The organism is Limnohabitans sp. JirII-29, assembly GCF_003063395.1.
Taxonomy (GTDB): Bacteria; Pseudomonadota; Gammaproteobacteria; order Burkholderiales; family Burkholderiaceae_C; genus Limnohabitans.
Genome location: NZ_NESB01000002.1, coordinates 137,263 through 153,002, shown reverse-complemented (window position 1 = coordinate 153,002; position 15,740 = coordinate 137,263). Strand labels below are relative to the sequence as shown.

17 protein-coding genes are annotated in these 15,740 nt (G+C 50.0%); all 17 read right to left on the bottom strand.

The window, feature by feature from the left end:
- Positions 1-4 precede the first annotated feature (4 nt).
- Positions 5-919 (bottom strand): dTDP-4-dehydrorhamnose reductase, encoded by a 915-nt coding sequence (gene rfbD, locus B9Z39_RS03455; RefSeq protein ID WP_108300723.1) that lies wholly within the window; start codon positions 917-919, stop codon positions 5-7.
- On the bottom strand, positions 916-1,272 hold the full coding sequence (locus tag B9Z39_RS03450) for a hypothetical protein (protein WP_146183270.1): 357 nt from the start codon (positions 1,270-1,272) through the stop codon (positions 916-918). The genes rfbD and B9Z39_RS03450 overlap by 4 nt, the downstream gene beginning before the upstream one ends.
- 42 nt (positions 1,273-1,314) lie before the next feature.
- Positions 1,315-1,668, bottom strand: a complete 354-nt coding sequence (locus B9Z39_RS03445; protein ID WP_233248906.1) for an XRE family transcriptional regulator — start codon at positions 1,666-1,668, stop codon at positions 1,315-1,317.
- Positions 1,669-1,747: 79 nt separating this feature from the next.
- Complete coding sequence (locus tag B9Z39_RS16860; RefSeq protein ID WP_146183269.1) at positions 1,748-3,295, bottom strand: hypothetical protein; 1,548 nt, start codon at positions 3,293-3,295, stop codon at positions 1,748-1,750.
- A gap of 73 nt (positions 3,296-3,368) precedes the next feature.
- Complete coding sequence (locus B9Z39_RS03440; RefSeq protein ID WP_108300720.1) at positions 3,369-4,490, bottom strand: hypothetical protein; 1,122 nt, start codon at positions 4,488-4,490, stop codon at positions 3,369-3,371.
- Between the two features lie 11 nt (positions 4,491-4,501).
- Positions 4,502-5,245 (bottom strand): SDR family NAD(P)-dependent oxidoreductase, encoded by a 744-nt coding sequence (locus tag B9Z39_RS03435; protein ID WP_108300719.1) that lies wholly within the window; start codon positions 5,243-5,245, stop codon positions 4,502-4,504.
- Between the two features lie 2 nt (positions 5,246-5,247).
- Entirely contained in the window at positions 5,248-6,588 is a 1,341-nt protein-coding gene (locus B9Z39_RS03430) for an FAD-binding oxidoreductase (RefSeq protein WP_108300718.1), read from the bottom strand.
- Positions 6,585-6,998: a GtrA family protein gene (locus B9Z39_RS03425; RefSeq protein WP_108300717.1), complete on the bottom strand. Its 414-nt coding sequence runs from the start codon at positions 6,996-6,998 to the stop codon at positions 6,585-6,587. Before B9Z39_RS03425 ends, B9Z39_RS03430 begins: the two co-directional genes overlap by 4 nt.
- Complete coding sequence (locus tag B9Z39_RS03420) at positions 6,995-8,440, bottom strand: UbiA family prenyltransferase (protein WP_108300716.1); 1,446 nt, start codon at positions 8,438-8,440, stop codon at positions 6,995-6,997. The genes B9Z39_RS03425 and B9Z39_RS03420 overlap by 4 nt, the downstream gene beginning before the upstream one ends.
- Before the next feature lie 124 nt (positions 8,441-8,564).
- Positions 8,565-9,626, bottom strand: a complete 1,062-nt coding sequence (gene rfbB, locus B9Z39_RS03415; RefSeq protein WP_108300715.1) for a dTDP-glucose 4,6-dehydratase — start codon at positions 9,624-9,626, stop codon at positions 8,565-8,567.
- Complete coding sequence (locus tag B9Z39_RS03410) at positions 9,623-10,798, bottom strand: glycosyltransferase family 9 protein (RefSeq protein ID WP_108300714.1); 1,176 nt, start codon at positions 10,796-10,798, stop codon at positions 9,623-9,625. The genes rfbB and B9Z39_RS03410 overlap by 4 nt, the downstream gene beginning before the upstream one ends.
- A 23-nt stretch (positions 10,799-10,821) precedes the next feature.
- A complete protein-coding gene (locus B9Z39_RS03405; RefSeq protein WP_158269445.1) occupies positions 10,822-11,439 on the bottom strand; it encodes a hypothetical protein in 618 nt (205 codons plus the stop codon).
- Between the two features lie 45 nt (positions 11,440-11,484).
- Complete coding sequence (locus tag B9Z39_RS03400) at positions 11,485-12,168, bottom strand: bifunctional 2-polyprenyl-6-hydroxyphenol methylase/3-demethylubiquinol 3-O-methyltransferase UbiG (RefSeq protein ID WP_108300712.1); 684 nt, start codon at positions 12,166-12,168, stop codon at positions 11,485-11,487.
- A 17-nt stretch (positions 12,169-12,185) separates the two neighbouring features.
- Entirely contained in the window at positions 12,186-13,010 is an 825-nt protein-coding gene (locus tag B9Z39_RS03395) for a glycosyltransferase family 2 protein (protein ID WP_108300711.1), read from the bottom strand.
- Positions 13,011-13,113: 103 nt separating this feature from the next.
- Positions 13,114-14,556 carry a mannose-1-phosphate guanylyltransferase/mannose-6-phosphate isomerase gene (locus B9Z39_RS03390; RefSeq protein ID WP_108300710.1) on the bottom strand — a complete coding sequence of 481 codons (1,443 nt, stop codon included), beginning with the start codon at positions 14,554-14,556 and terminating at the stop codon, positions 13,114-13,116.
- Positions 14,557-14,571: 15 nt separating this feature from the next.
- Complete coding sequence (locus B9Z39_RS03385) at positions 14,572-15,165, bottom strand: nucleotidyl transferase AbiEii/AbiGii toxin family protein (RefSeq protein ID WP_233248905.1); 594 nt, start codon at positions 15,163-15,165, stop codon at positions 14,572-14,574.
- A 52-nt stretch (positions 15,166-15,217) separates the two neighbouring features.
- Positions 15,218-15,703 carry a helix-turn-helix transcriptional regulator gene (locus tag B9Z39_RS03380; RefSeq protein ID WP_108300709.1) on the bottom strand — a complete coding sequence of 162 codons (486 nt, stop codon included), beginning with the start codon at positions 15,701-15,703 and terminating at the stop codon, positions 15,218-15,220.
- Between the last annotated feature and the right edge of the window lie 37 nt (positions 15,704-15,740).

The window sequence follows — 15,740 nt, the reverse complement described above, 5'->3', positions numbered from 1 at the left end:
GCTTTTACTTTGACAACAAAGCACCAAGGATACCGTCAACGCCTTGCTGCCAATCTGGCAAGGTGAGATTGAAGGTGTGTTGCGCTTTGTGGGTGTTTAAACGTGAGTTCAGCGGACGTGGTGCAGGCAACGGATATTCGGCGGTGGTGATTGGGTGCACCGCCTCTGGTGTGGCTTTGAGTGACAGTCCGCGCGCGTGCGCACTGGCAATCACGTGCTGTGCATAAGCATGCCACGTGGTCTGGCCACCCGCAGCCACGTGGTACGCGCCCCAGCGCGGGTCATGTGCGTCAGCGTCTTGCATGGCTTGCACCATCTGCACCGTGACCTGCGCCAACAAAGCGGTAGAGGTGGGCACGCCCACTTGGTCGGCCACCACGCGCAGGCTGTCGCGCTCAGCAGCCAGGCGCAACATGGTTTTTAAAAAATTACCGCCATGTGTGCCCACCACCCAGCTGGTGCGCAGAATCAAATACTTGGCACAGCTTTTTGCCAGCGCTTGCTCGCCTGCCAATTTGCTTTGTCCGTAAACAGACAGCGGATGGGGCATATCTGTCTCTTGCCACGGCTGGTTGCCCGAGCCATCAAACACATAGTCGGTGGAATAGTGCACCACCATGGCACTGCAATGTTGGGCCACCTCGCCCAACACGCCGACTGACAACGCATTGACCGCATGGGCCACATCGGGCTCTGACTCGGCCTTGTCTACCGCCGTGTAAGCCGCTGCATTGACGATGACCGTGGGCACAAAGTTTTGTGTGATGCGCGCCAGTGATTCACGCAGCACGTCGGGTTGTGACAGGTCAGCCTCAATACGCGTGAGGGCTTTGACTTCACCCAAGGCTTGCAGGGCTGTGGCGAGTTCGTGGCCGAGCTGGCCGTTGGCACCTAGCAAAAGAATTTTGTGAACGGTCATGGTGACAGCACAGCATCACGCTGCGTTTTTAAAAAAGGTCGGTCTATGTATTGCGCCAGTGTTTGGATGTCTGTGACGCTCACGCCCACTTGCAGAAAATGCGCTTGCCAGCCACTGACAACACGCGCCACCTCAGCCACAAGTTGCTGCGCGCGCTGCGCCGTCAAGCCGAATGCCGCGTGCTCTGACAAGGCATTGGTCAGCGACGATTCGGCGCCCATGCGGCGAAACACCTGCTCGCCCGAGGTTTGAATGCGTGCGGCGTCGCCACAGCGTCTCAACCACAAAGACATCTCGGCATAGCGCAAGGCCACGCCGCCGTGCTGCATAGCGCTGTGGCGCTTGGGGGTCACCCAACCACCACAAGTACAAGGTTTCAGGCAACGCTTGAACAATCATGCAGGCGCCTTGACGCTGGACGCGCGACCGCGCTTTTTGGCGATTTCCAACTCGATGTCCAGGGCTCCCATGTCGTACTCAGGTAACGCCATGTTGGCCAAGTCTTGAGCGCGGCCCATCGTCCACAGTGCTAAGGCATACACGCCCATGCCAACGCCAGGATCGCCTTTTTCCATGCGCTGCACTGTGCGCACAGCAACCCCCATGCGCAGCGCCCAACTCCGCAAGGACTCTTTGCGGCGTAGGCGTGCCAACGCCAAGTTGTGCCCCAGCGCGGCAATGGCTTGGGCAGCTTGTGGGGGTAAGAAATCGTTGTGGGCCGACGACTTAGGCATGACTAAAGATAGCACAAAAATGATTTTTTGTGCTATTTGAAGTCTATTTTTGAGCGCCTAAATTAGCGCATAGATAACAAGGGCACATCAACACTTATGGGGAGCACTGATAAATATCAAAGAATTCGCCTTGTTTAATTTTATGATAATGCTTAGAAAAAGCATTGCGTATTGAATCAGAAAATAACGGTGCACTTGTATAAAAATTTAATATTGAAAATGGCACGCCCCTATTAGGCATCACAACAATTGGGCGATTGCAATACTCAAACACTCTGACCAACGAATCATCCGAGACGCCTGCGTAACTCAAGTCCATGAAGGCTGGAGGATCAATTTGTTGACTACCCTGTGCTTGTAAAAATACTCTGTAAAAAGTATATGAATAGTAATTTTTTGTATTTTCTGTAACACCCATAAGCATATCGGGATAACGCGCTTGAAATGAGACCAATTCCTCGCGAGCTTCTATTTGTAGTGAAGTGTCGTTATTGCCAATAGCACTTCGTACCATCTTAGGCATATCCGAGAATAAAAAATATGCTGAAAGCAGAAGAAAAGCGTACTTAAGTCTATCGATAGCGAGCCTATTGCCACGATCAGAGAATATCTCCAGCAGACAGGCATTGACAATCACAAAAGGCATTAGATGGTGCAATCCAGCCCCTGCTTTAGCACCAGCTATTGAAACTAAAAATATTGAAAAACCGATTAATCCATAGCAAACTCTTTGATTGAAACTTGAACTTTTCCAACAAAAAATCGTAAGGACAGGAATTTGCATAAGAAAGCTATAAATCAAATTTTTCTCAGCTAATTCATACAATATTTCATGGTGTGAAGCAAGGCTTATGTACGCCCAATAGTTTTTAACTGAAATTGAGCTTGGCGCAAAACACAAAGACAACGCCAAAATGCCACCGCAAATTGACCAAGCAAGGCTTTGCAGAGTTTTCTTGGCATCAAGAGGTCGGACCATCCATGAAATACACATAAATGGAAATATATAGAGAAACCCATGCAACTTAAGCGCTGTAGCTAAACCGGCAGCAAATCCTAATACAGGCCACCGCCATGAACTTGGTCGCAAACAGGCAACCCAAGAAGTTATACAAATTAATAAAAATAATGGCTCGGCACGTGTCCAAAAAACATAAGGGCCAAACATTAACAATATGATGAGATATCCACGAGAAACCACATTCCTCAGAGTTGAAGAAGCAATTAATGCAAAAACCATGAAGGCAAAGACACCAGGAATTTTTGAATTAGTTATGGCATCAAAAGGAAGCCACTGGAAAATAGCTTGGGTTTCCGTTAACAATGGCCCATAGAGCAGACCATGTAAAGTATAGGAGTCAATCGATGGGTATAACGCCCCACCAGCTTTAACCATTAGACCAAGCATGGCAACCGTCGACTCGACATGATCCAAGTAATTAGGATAAGCCCAGTATGCAAGTGCCAACAATAACATCGTAAAGTATGAGAGATATATAGAAAAGCCAAGATATTTATCAATAGATACGAAACGACAGTAACGAATGTATTTGGGCAACAAATAACCAAGAAGCAGGCTAATGCCCAAACCATTTTGAGTGAAATATCTTAAATAAGTTTTGATTAGACCGATCCAATCCATACGAGCCTTCAGATTTAGTTCATGTTACGAAAATATATTCATAAAAGCCTCGGCACAAACGAGTCTGGGCATACTAAAATTTTAGGGCCGAGAACAAGGCATTACCGAGTAGCCCTCTACCAGGAAAATTTTTGCAACAATTAGGAAGCGCCCAGAAGAAACAATATACGCACCCTATAAGCCAGCTAACCGACCAAATTCGATGTATTAAATTTGGACGAGTCCAAATTGCAACAAGAACTATGGCGGTATAAATCATAGATATAAATCTTCCGTAATCGACCGCCACTATAAACAATGGCAGCATTGATAAAAAACCGGCTACTATCATGCTCTGGAAAAAATTATCACTTCGATGCAACAAAATCGGAAGCATAGACAACACGGCCAAGAAAAAGTAGTTACCCCAGACGTCTGAACCGAGTTTAATAACGCTTTCAACTCCGAATTTAGCATCATACTTAAGCCAGCTTATTGCACCTTCGCAGATGTCACTTTTCAAATCGTAAGGAGCGAGAGATGCACAGATTACATCCATGCTTTGTTGTGAGCCTTTATAAAGATAGCTGGTTAACAATATGGAAATACTCAGAGCAATAAAAGGGGCTGCGTATTTTACGATTGGCTTAAGGCCCAAGTTCTTTTGAGTAAAATGGTTGAATATTGGAAAAACAAAAAACGGCAAAAAAAATACAGTGATTTCGTGAGACAGGCCAGAGAAAGCAAAGATTGCGAGTGATGCCCAATACCAGGAAAAATTAATTTCACTTCTCTGAAAGGCTTTTAGTATGAAGATTAGAGCTAAGTAAATGGTAATTTCTTTTCTGAATGCTACAGCTGGATCATTCACCCAAAACATAAAAGCAAATGCAGGGCTTAATAATAAAAAAACTGATTTAGGGCTTTCCTTGAATTGATAAAATTCCCGCAACGTTAGCACAATAAATGAAATGAAGATGGCGGCCTGTATTGAAAAAATGACCCACTTTACATTCACTGAAAGTATCTGAGAAATTGTTATTGATATCGATCCGCTTAAGCCACGCCGTATAAAACCGTCAGAATAGTTGATCAGCCAGTCACCTGTTTTCCAGGAGTGCCCGCCCGCAAAAATTTGAGCAGCATACTGAACTAATAACAGACTCATTAGAAAAATGAGAAAGCCATAGGAAATTTTGAACCAATTGAGTCTCATACTCGGCCCATCTAAATACTTAATTTATTGAAAATAATGCGCGGCAAATGCATAACAACCAACATGATGACTCGCCAAATGCCTGGCGTATAAACCACAGGCTTGCCTACAGCAATGCCTTTGACGATGTCTTGTGCCACGCTCTCAACTGACGCCATTTTTTTGCCCGCTGCTCTGAGGTCGCTGGTCATGGGCGTGTCGGTCGGCCCTGGTTTGATCAACACAACCTTTACACGCGTATGCGCCAAACGATGTTGCATGCCTTGCGCATAACGCAACACCAAACCTTTGGCGGCGCCATACACATAGTTGGTCTTGCGACCACGATCACCCGCCACCGAACCGATGATGGCAATCGTGCCGTGGTTAGCGGCCACCATGGGTTTTACAAATGTTTCAGCAAACAACGCGGGGGACACGCCGTTGATTTGCAAGGCGGCATCACACGTCAGTACATCTTCTTGGCAAATGGTTTGATCCACTAGCACCCCATGCGCGATCAACACCACATCCACCGGCGCAAGAGCGGCAATAGCATCGGCCGTTTGTTGAATGGCCGATGCATCTACAAAATCTGTGGTCATCACCTGCACGATAGATTGGGGGCTGCGTACACGCAAGTCATCGGCTACCCGATTGGTACGCCCTTCATCGCGTCCAACAAGGGTGAGGCGCACGGGGCCTGCTTGAACCCACAACCGAGCGCAGTGTTCGGCCATGGCCGAGGTGGCGCCAATGATGACAATATGTTGCATTCTTAAAACTCCATCAAACGACGCGACATGGCAGAGCTGATGCCTGCATCACGGTGCGCCGTAAATTCAGGCAAGCACGGGTATCCGGCTTCAAACAAATCACGCGGCATACGCGCATCTTTAGCCATGTACAAACGGCCTCGTGCTTCGCGCACGATGGCATCAAGCCGTTCAAACAACTTCAAGGTACGCTCGCCGCGGTTGGGGAAATCAAGCGCCAAGGTCACGCCTGGCTGCGGGAAGCTGAGCATGCCTTTGGCTTGACGAGTTCCAAAAGTTTTGAGCACGGCGAGGAACGATCCTTCGCCTGAAGCGGCAATGGCGTCAAGCATGGCTTGCACGGCAAACTGACCGACCTCACGTGGGACCAAGCTTTGGTATTGATAGAACCCGTGAGGCCCATACATACGATTCCAGTCTTGCAAATTGTCCAGCGGGTATAAGAACGGCTCATAGTGCGCCACACCAAATCCATGCTTGAGTTTTTGCAACTGGTAATAAGCCATATTGAACGGCTTGAGTGATAGCCCATTCACAAACGAGATGGGCGGCACAAATGGCATGCTCATAGCGCTACCTTGCGCCTTGCGCGGATGTGTCGCCAAGGCTTGGTTAAGAGACGGCATCGTTGCAGCCTCTTGCGAAGTCATGTGGTTGGCACGCATAAAAATGCCGCGCGCAGTTTGCCCCGACAAGCAGTCAATCCAAGACACCGTGTGTTCCCAATCGTTCTCGGAGGCATCAGCCAACTCAAAGAACTCGGACAGCCCCTGGTACGGCAATGTCTCTGTTCGTAACCATGGGCTACCCACGCGACGCAATTGCAACTCCACGGTCACGATCACACCCGTCAAGCCCATACCACCGATAGTGGCGCTCATCAACGCGGGAGCGTTTACCCAGTTCAACTGAAGTAATTCGCCGTTCGTGCGCGCCAAGCACACGCCAAGCACGTGGTCCCCAAACGAGCCTACGACATGGTGATTTTTACCATGCACATCGTTGGCAACCGCCCCGCCCACCGTGATGAGCTGTGTGCCAGGAGTTACAGGCAACATCCAACCACGTGGAACAAACAAACGCTGGATGTCGCGCAGCAACACACCCGACTCACACACCAATAGTCCCGTCGTTTCGTCAAACGCAATAAGTTTGTTCAAGCCTGAGGTGTGCCATAAACGACCATGAGGGTTCAGACACACATCGCCATAGCTGCGTCCATTTCCGTAGGCCAAGCCAGGTTGATGCGCAGTTAACACCGCCGCCACCTGCGTGCGGTCACTCAGTACCTGCACCTCGTGCAGGTCATTCGACAAACGCCCCCATGCGCTGACTGGCTTCATATCAGCACCTGTTTAAATACAAAACGCTTGTCAAGGTGGTACTTGATGTACGCCCCTAAGCTCAAACCAATTGCCCCCCCCATGTAACGCATGGTGTCGGAGCCATAGATGTAGTGGAAGGCAAACTCAATACCCCAAAAAATAGCAGTGGTAAACACACCCATGAAGCCGTACAGAATGAACAAACGCGTGTCGTGACGCAGGTTGTCTGCCTTGAAGTAAAAGACGTGTTTTTTTTCAAGCACATACTTGATGGGAAAACCCATCGCAGTACCTACAAAAACAGACAGTTCAACGGCATAAGCACCGCTATAAATCCAGATCGATAAAGCTTGCGTACCAATATTTGCAACAGTCGCTAAGGCAGATACAAGCGCATAGACCAGCGCAATACGAGCGGCCGTTTTCATGACAAGACGCGCGCGACGACCAACACGCCAATCATGAAAGCGCCTATGCCCCAACTCACTTTGTCCTTGAGCGCAAACACGATCGGATCGTCGTGCATGCGGCCACGGTGAGCAATCAGCCACGCACGCGAAATCCAAAACAACATCACAGGGCACGCAAGCCAAATGAATTGGGGAGTCGCATACAAATGCGCAGCTTGTCCATCTTGAATGTACAGAGCCAATACCAGAACGGCGATAAAACCAGCGCTACCGCCCAAGCTAGAAACCAGCTCTAAATCATCTGGCTCGTAGCCACGGCCACGCAAGACGCCTGTCTTGCCTGCATCGCGAGCCACTTTGAGTTCGCTGTAGCGCTTGATCAGGGCCAAACTCAAGAAAATAAACATCGAAAACAACAGCAACCAAAAAGACATTGCAACATCAATGGCAGCGGCCCCTGCAATGATGCGCAAGGTGTACAACGCAGCAAGCGTGAGCACATCCACAACAGCTAACTGTTTAAGCTGTAGTGAATATGCCACCGTCAACAGGAAGTAAATGCCAAGACTGATTGAGAACAGCAAAGGCATGAACAGCACCGACAACACAATTGCCACTAGCAACAACACGGGCCATGCGACCCACCCGGTGATAAGACCTAGCGCACCCGATGCAAAGGGACGATTGCGTTTGCGCGCATGGTGACGGTCATCTTGAACGTCGACCAAATCGTTCAACAAGTACACACTTGACGCTGTCAGGCAAAACACCACAAACCCCATCAATGCCGACATGTCACGCTGTATATCTGCGTATTGGTGAGCGGCCATCAACGGTACAAACACCAACAAATTCTTCATCCATTGGTGCAAACGCATGGCTTTGAGCATGGCAATTTGCTTTGAAGGTACGCTGCTGTTAAACACTTGCCCAATTTTGCCCTGAGCCCGGGCGCGGCTCAGCAACCTTGCCGATGCATCCACCACATGTGCGGTGTGCGCTTTGATCCATACTTGTAAATCAGGAACGTCGTTACCTACGTATTCAAACCCACCTTCACCAAAGCGATCGACTAAGGCTTGTGCTTTGGCTGTGGATTTAAGGTTGGTATCCCCCTTGCTGGCCAACACCTCATCAAATAAATCCAAGTGTTGTGCCACTTGCTCGGCCAATATGTAGTGGCTCGCCGTGGCAAGTATCAAACGTCGTCCAGCTAACTTCTCAATGCGAAGCCAATTCAAGAGTTCTGCGTTGTAAGGTAGCGCCGAAGTATCTAGCTGCAACCGCTTGGCTAGCTCAGTTTTTAGGACTATCTTGCCGCGCAAAAGCCATATGAAAATTCTGAAAAACTGCAAAGGATGCTGGATTAAGAACTGACTTACACACTCAACCAACAAATCTGTGCGAATCAAAGTCCCGTCAAGATCTACAGCAATAGGGCGAATTTCAATATGGGACATGATTTTTAAAACAGGTTAGAAACTGTTCAGCTTCACAATTTTTTATCAATTTGTGTGTATTGTGAACCCAACGCAGCAACACCCTCCTTTGTCCCACATAGAAGGTCCACCATAAAGTAGCAAATCAAGCGCCGTATTGCTTGCCCACCCACTGGCGGTAGTTGCCACTGGTCACACCCTCCACCCAGTCTTGGTGGCTCAGGTACCACTGCACGGTTTTGCGAATGCCGGTCTCAAAGGTTTCTTGTGGCTTCCAGCCCACCTCGCGTTCAATCTTGCGGGCGTCAATCGCGTAGCGGCGGTCATGGCCGGGGCGGTCTTTGACGTAGGTGATTTGGCTGGCATAAGGCTGGCCATCGGCACGGGGCTGCAACTCGTCGAGCACGGCGCACAGGGTGTGCACCACTTCTAGGTTGGGCTTCTCGTTCCAACCGCCAATGTTGTAGGTCTCGCCCACTTTGCCGTCGGCCAGCACGCGCGCAATGGCGCGGCAGTGATCTTCCACATACAACCAATCACGCACTTGCTGGCCATCGCCGTAAATAGGCAAGGGCTTGCCTGCTAAGGCGTTGTGAATCACCAAAGGAATCAACTTTTCAGGAAAGTGATACGGCCCGTAGTTGTTGCTGCAATTGGTGGTGAGGACCGGCAAACCGTAGGTGTGATGCCATGCACGCACCAAGTGGTCACTGGCCGCTTTGGACGCGCTGTAGGGGCTGTTGGGTTCGTAGTTTTTGGTTTCAGCAAACGGAGGGTCGTTGGCCTCTAAGGTGCCATACACCTCATCGGTCGATACATGCAAAAACCTGAAGGCGGCTTTTTGCTCAGCGGGCAACTCGCTCCAATAACCACGCACCGATTCGAGCAAGTTGAAGGTGCCCACGATGTTGGTTTGCACAAAGTCGCCCGGGCCGTGAATGGAGCGATCCACATGGGACTCAGCCGCAAAGTTCAGCACTGCGCGCGGTTTGTGGGTGGCCAAGAGTTGTTCAACCAACGCGCGGTCACCAATGTCGCCTTGTACAAACACATGACGCTTGTCGCCCTTGAGCGCCTCAAGGTTGGCCAAATTGCCCGCGTAGGTGAGCTTGTCGAGGTTGACGATGGTCTCGTTGGAGCTTGCCAACCAGGTGTGAACAAAGTTGCTGCCGATGAAGCCGGCGCAGCCGGTGACGAGAAGAGTCATGGACGTCCTTCAAAAAATTTCAAAATACGATGGGTCACATCGCCAACATCAAACGCCCCCACACAGGCGTTATCGCCACGCTGACAAAAATAACCGGGCCTAGGAACAGGGTTACGTGTCAAACAGCCGTAGCAATCTATGCGAGGCGTGATGGGTAAAAAACGTCCCGTCTGACGCAAGGGCATGCGGGCTTCATGGTGTGCACACGTATAAAAAATACACATGGGGGCATCTGTCGTGGCGGCGATATGTGAGGGCCCAGAATCCCCACCTAAAAACCCCTCACTCCTTGCAATCAACAAGCTCAATTGCTGTATCGAGTACCTGCCTCGGTGGTCTTCAAACCCAGGCCCTTTGATATGCGCATGGTCACGATCAACGCCGACATAAATAACCTTGAAATTCTTTTGCTGTGCAAACCCATCCAGCAAACCACCCCAAACCTTCGGATCAATCTCTCTGTTGGGCCACTCGTGTCGGAAATGATGGACCACCACGTAAGGTCCACCAATTTTTGCAACGACGCCATCAATGACGTGGGCATCTTCTTGCGTCGCATGAAGCTCTAACTTCTTATCAAACGCGCCAACCCCCAGCACAAACTTTCCATAGACATTGACAGGATGCGCTTGAGGGGAACGCTCATACACCTCGTTGAGGTCTAAAACTGCATCGTACGTATGAATACCTCGTGACAAGGTCTTCGGGTCGAGCACTGCACGCACATAAGGGTTATGGTCAAAAACAGCCCGCGCCTGTGTCGCAATATCGATCGCAATGTCACCTTCATGCCGAAGGTATAGCGCTCGCACGACAGGCGTCAGCATCAACACGTCGCCCATGGCGCCATCGCGAATGATCAAGTACTTTGGTTGTTGTCGTGCTTTAACGGCGGTATCGCCACACAGAGCTTCATCACCATTGATCTCTTCGTAAAATTTGCGAAAAATTGTCGGCGACGGACGGCCCAGTTTGATTTTGACTTTGAGTCGGTACTGGTGCACAAGCACGCGTTTGAGCACAAAGTGAATGAACGCGTCATACGACTGAGTTTGGTAAACACGCCAGAGCTCAGACACCAAGGCTTTCGCTTCGCGAGGGCACTTCACCCAAGCTTGAACAATCGCCCTGATCAAGATCACATAAAAATAAAGTGCTTTCCTAAGCTTCACCAGAATATGCCTTGCGAACCGACTTAGCCGTTCAATTTTCTGTGCAAATTGCGCTTTAACCGTTGAAATGCCCCCAGCCGTTTCAACTCAAAATCGCCCTTCTTCGGAAGAATGATCAGATAACCTTCATCACGGTAATCTTTGATCACGGTTCGGTCACCAAAGAGCCGGTACACGAAATCCGTGTTGCGCATTTCCTCTGGGATGCCGCCAAAACCAATGGGTAAGTTGCCACGCTCAAATGGCCCTTGCTCATACAAACGCAGATCATCAATCACAATGATGTCGTCACTTTGAGCGCGTGCGTCGCGAATCATCTCTAGCTCGTCTTCCAAGGGCAATGTCACCTTGTTCAAGGTCAAGTTGTCGTAACCGGAGAAGTCGATGCCGTGTTCACCCGGAAAGTGCGCATCTAAAAAGAAAAAGGCTTTGTCAGAAGCCTGTAGCTTTTTAAAAATATCACGAAGCGCCTCAGACGAGGTGGCGTTATAAATTTTTACATCAGGCATGTGTGCAAATTTAGCCTGCACCTTCTCGGCGCTTTCTTTATGAATTTCTACACTGTAGAGTTTTTCAAACGGCCCCGTTTGGCACGCGTGCTCTAGCGCTCCCCCAGAACCTGTCCCGATTTCGATGAACACGTTACATGGCACATGGACCAAGTCATATTTGGTGAGAGTCCCCATTTAGTTTGCTGCCTTCTTCACGATGATTTCAATTTGTGCCAAAGCATCTTTTTGAGTTTGGTCATAGGGATAGCCATGTTTAATCAAACTTTTTAGAAACTCGTCTTTCAACTTGGCGCCCACAAAAGGCACTCGCTTGATCAAACTGACCCATGTTTTAAGAGGCTGCTTGATTCTTTTGGGTTGCAAGCCTTTAGGAAACATCAAATCTGGGTTGTAGCCGAGTGATTGTTTTTGCACACTGACCACTTGCGCACCGGGTAACGCTTCACACAACTTTTGTAGATCAAAAGACACCGGAGACCAACTGGTGTTTGAGCCCAAACGAAAAGTAGATCGGTGCTCATTGCTAAAAAAACTTGGCCAAATACCTTGCTCGTACAAATCCTCATCCGGAACCACCACAATCAAGTACCCCTCAGGCTTCACCAACGCCCACCATCCTTTAAGGGCTTGCACGGGGTTCTCCATATGCTCAAGGGAATGGCTGCTGTGCACCGTATCAAACACGTCATTCTGAAAATATCTTGTGATGTAGTTGGCATCGCCATCTTCTACATCAAAGCTTTGCGCCCAAGGGCAAACAAGATCCGTACCGGCGCCAATATCCAGCACTTGCCCTTGCAAATAATGCGCTGAAAACGAGGGGTCACGAATTAAATTTGTTTTGGAAGCTTCACGCATGCATATCTTTCATCACATCAACACCATGTAAATTCTTCTAACGACCTTGTGCCATGCACCGTCACCCCAAAAGCACCCAACTCATAAGCACGCGCATCATGCAGGAGTTTGCGTCGTTGGTAACGCGCCACTTTGCGCGACCACCACGACTGGTTCATGTACAGCTTCATCAGGTTGCGGTTACCTAAGCTGTCGCTTTGGTCCAGGTTCATTTCAAGCTTGAGTGCTTTTTGCGTGGTCATGCCGTAGTGGTGCAACCATGCGTCCGCCACCGTGCCGGTACGAATGTTGTTTTCTAAAGCGCGCTGAAAAAATATGGCATCTTCGTAACCTAGCAACTTAGGCACTGGCATGAAGTACCCAATGTCTTGCCACACGCTGTCGTGAATGGCCATGCACACGGCATGGGGCGCGCCATGGCGGCAGTAGCCCTGCATTTTTTGTGCTGATTCGGTGGCCCAAGCTGCCAAGTCGTAGTTGAGCTCGCCCTCCACCATAGCAGGGCTGGCAATTTGCAACTGGTGCTGTTGCGCGCTTTGCAACAAGTGGCGTAACCAGCCTTTGGCACACACCACATCGTTGTTCATCACCACCGTCCACTCTGACTGCAAGGCCAAGGCTCCTTGGTTCCAGGCGGCACCGCAGCCCAAGTTACGGTCATTCAAAATCACCGAGCCAAAACCTTGTTGCCCCAACCACTCACGCGTACCGTCGGTAGACCCGTTGTCCACGGCCACGATGCGAGAGAAATCTACTTCGCTACGGTCTAAACTGGCAATGAATTGCTTCGTGTAGTCCAGCTGGTTGTAGCAAGCAAAGGTGATAGTGTAGTTGTCTGTCATCTGGAAGGCTTCGCAGCGATGCAATCTGTCTTCGAGTCACATCGCGGCGTGTAGCCTGACGCTCGTGTATGACGTCATTCTATTTGCCTGCAACCCGACAACTTCAGAGCCGCCCGTACAAGTCTTCCATACGCACAATGTCGTCCTCACCCAGGTACGAGCCTGATTGCACCTCAATCAAATGCAGCGGCACTTTGCCTGGGTTCTCCAGGGAGTGCACCGTTCCCACCGGTATGTACACCGATTCGTTTTCTGTCACCAATCGGTAGTCGTCACCTAATCGCACCTTGGCTGTCCCAGTCACCACCACCCAATGCTCGGCGCGGTGATGGTGCATTTGCAGCGACAGCTTAGCGCCTGGGTTCACCTTGATGCGTTTGACTTGAAAACGCCCACCCTGGTCGACCGAGTCGTAAGAACCCCATGGGCGAAACACCTCGCGGTGTTGTTCAGTTTCTGGCCGCTTGCTGGCCTTGAGCTGGTCCACCACTTTTTTAACGTCTTGGGTCTTGTCTTTGTGCACCACCAACACCGCGTCAGAGGTTTCCACCACCACCAAGTCTTGCACGCCAATTAAAGTCACCAGGCGACTGTCTGCATGCACATAGCTGCCCGTGGTGCCCTCAAGCACCACGTCACCACGCTGGGCATTGCCTTGCGCATCTTGTGGCAACACTTGCCACACGGCAGACCAAGCCCCCACATCGTTCCAACCCGCATCCAACGGCACCACCACGGCTTTGTCGGTTTTCTCCATCACCGCGTAGTCCACCGAATTGGAAGGCGACGACGCAAACGCAGCTTTGTCTAAACGCACAAACTCCAAATCTTTTTTCGCATCCGTCCATGCAGCTTCACAGGCCTTGTGCATGGCGGCATCGGTCTTGGCCAGCTCTTGCAAAAACACCGAGGCCTTGAACATGAACATGCCACTGTTCCAGGTATAGCTGCCGTCATCCACATAAGCTTGCGCAGTTAGCAAGTCGGGTTTCTCAACAAAGCGCGACACAGGCACCGCTTGGTTCGCGTTCAGTGGTTCGCGCGCTTGCACATAGCCGTAGCCCGTCTCAGCATGGGTGGGCACAATGCCAAAGGTGACCAATGCACCTGCATGTGCGGCCTGCAAGCCCACGCGCACAGCGTGGTGAAACGCAGGAACATTGCTGAACACATGGTCTGACGGCAATACCAACAGCACCGGGTCATCGCCCGTATCAGCAGCAGCCAAGGCTTGCGCCGCAAATGCTGCGGCCGCAATGGCAGGGGCCGTATTGCGAGCCACAGGCTCCAACAAAATGGCCAAGGGGGTCACGCCTACTTCGCGGCACTGCTCTCCTACCAAAAAACGGTGATCATCGTTAGCCACCACGATGGGGCACATCGCCTCACCATCGCCCTGTATGCCCTGCAAGCGTTGCAACGTGAGTTGAAACAAGGTGGCTTCGTCGGTGATCGACAAGAACTGCTTGGGTCGCAACGCACGCGACAGGGGCCACAAGCGAGAGCCACTGCCACCCGACAGCACTACAGGAATCAATGTAGACATGGTGTACTTTTAATTTCAAAGACTGGTTAAGAAGTTCTTGGCTGCATGAAGGGCTTCTTCAAATACAGGCTTGTATTTCAAAGTGTCAATCGCTTCGAACTGAATCTTGAACAAATCTTGACGATCATGAATTTGGGTTAGAAATTTATCTCTGTGCCGAATCAAATAAGGTGCAGCACATCGCAGCAACTTCTCTTCTTTTTCAATGACTAAAGCCAGATCAAACAAGTCGCGTGCCGTTGCCATATCACCTCTGTGCCATAACTTTTTAGCGACAATTTCACAAGACTTTTCAACTCTAACTCGGCGTCCACTCAGGGTCCATACATCAAAAGGATCTGGCGTCAAATTAGGTGCGGCCACGAAATCAATTTCGCCTTCTGGTCGAATCAATTTAACAAACCCCGAAGCTTCAACATAGTCACTTGTAATTTCTGCCGCCACATCACTTAGACGAGGTGTCACAAAACCCAAATATTGCGGATCAGGGACAAAAATATCGATGTCTTTACTCTTGCGATGCTCATACCGAAGCATCAAGACAGTACCACCACCGAACGTCCAAAAAGGATCTTTGATACCGCCGCGCCTAGTCATGTCATCAATCACGGTCAACGCGTGACCCAGCAAAATGCTCCAAGGACCATTCGGTAAATTCAACTCAGCACCACACGCTTCTTGGCGATTGAAAGTGATGCGCCCACTTGGTCAGATTTGTCCAAATCATTTTCGGAGGCACAGATGTTTTGCGCGAAGCCTCGCTGACCGCTGAAACCAGCACACTCACTGGCACTTCATCGAGAAGTGTTGCCAAATGAGCTTTTCGTTTGTGGGGAATATCACCAGTTGCCATTGCCAGCGCCAGCTCTTTAGTCGAGAGTTTTTCGCGATAACTCACACTTGCCATTCGACTTGCCATCACAAGCCCTTGCTTTTGATGATGCATTAATGGATGGGTTTCAAGCGTCAATCCAATCACGTCCATCAAGACCATCGCCTTGCTGATGCCTAGATCTTTCAAGCTTCCTCGCTCTAGCAAAACAATGGTGGTGCGCGACAAGTTCGCGAGCTTTGCCAATTGCAGCTGACTCAGCCCCAACGCCTCTCGCCGCTCATGAACGGCCACACCTAATTCTTGCAAGTTCATAAAAGCCTCTGATTTGTGTTCAATATACTAAACACCA

Coding starts and splice junctions, on each gene's coding strand:
- rfbD (WP_108300723.1), bottom strand. CDS start 919: ATGACCGTTCACAAAATTCTTTTGCTAGGTGCCAACGGCCAGCTCGGC.
- B9Z39_RS16860 (WP_146183269.1), bottom strand. CDS start 3,295: ATGGATTGGATCGGTCTAATCAAAACTTATTTAAGATATTTCACTCAA.
- B9Z39_RS03440 (WP_108300720.1), bottom strand. CDS start 4,490: ATGAGACTCAATTGGTTCAAAATTTCCTATGGCTTTCTCATTTTTCTA.
- B9Z39_RS03435 (WP_108300719.1), bottom strand. CDS start 5,245: ATGCAACATATTGTCATCATTGGCGCCACCTCGGCCATGGCCGAACAC.
- B9Z39_RS03430 (WP_108300718.1), bottom strand. CDS start 6,588: ATGAAGCCAGTCAGCGCATGGGGGCGTTTGTCGAATGACCTGCACGAG.
- B9Z39_RS03425 (WP_108300717.1), bottom strand. CDS start 6,998: ATGAAAACGGCCGCTCGTATTGCGCTGGTCTATGCGCTTGTATCTGCC.
- B9Z39_RS03420 (WP_108300716.1), bottom strand. CDS start 8,440: ATGTCCCATATTGAAATTCGCCCTATTGCTGTAGATCTTGACGGGACT.
- rfbB (WP_108300715.1), bottom strand. CDS start 9,626: ATGACTCTTCTCGTCACCGGCTGCGCCGGCTTCATCGGCAGCAACTTT.
- B9Z39_RS03400 (WP_108300712.1), bottom strand. CDS start 12,168: ATGCGTGAAGCTTCCAAAACAAATTTAATTCGTGACCCCTCGTTTTCA.
- B9Z39_RS03395 (WP_108300711.1), bottom strand. CDS start 13,010: ATGACAGACAACTACACTATCACCTTTGCTTGCTACAACCAGCTGGAC.
- B9Z39_RS03390 (WP_108300710.1), bottom strand. CDS start 14,556: ATGTCTACATTGATTCCTGTAGTGCTGTCGGGTGGCAGTGGCTCTCGC.
- B9Z39_RS03380 (WP_108300709.1), bottom strand. CDS start 15,703: ATGAACTTGCAAGAATTAGGTGTGGCCGTTCATGAGCGGCGAGAGGCG.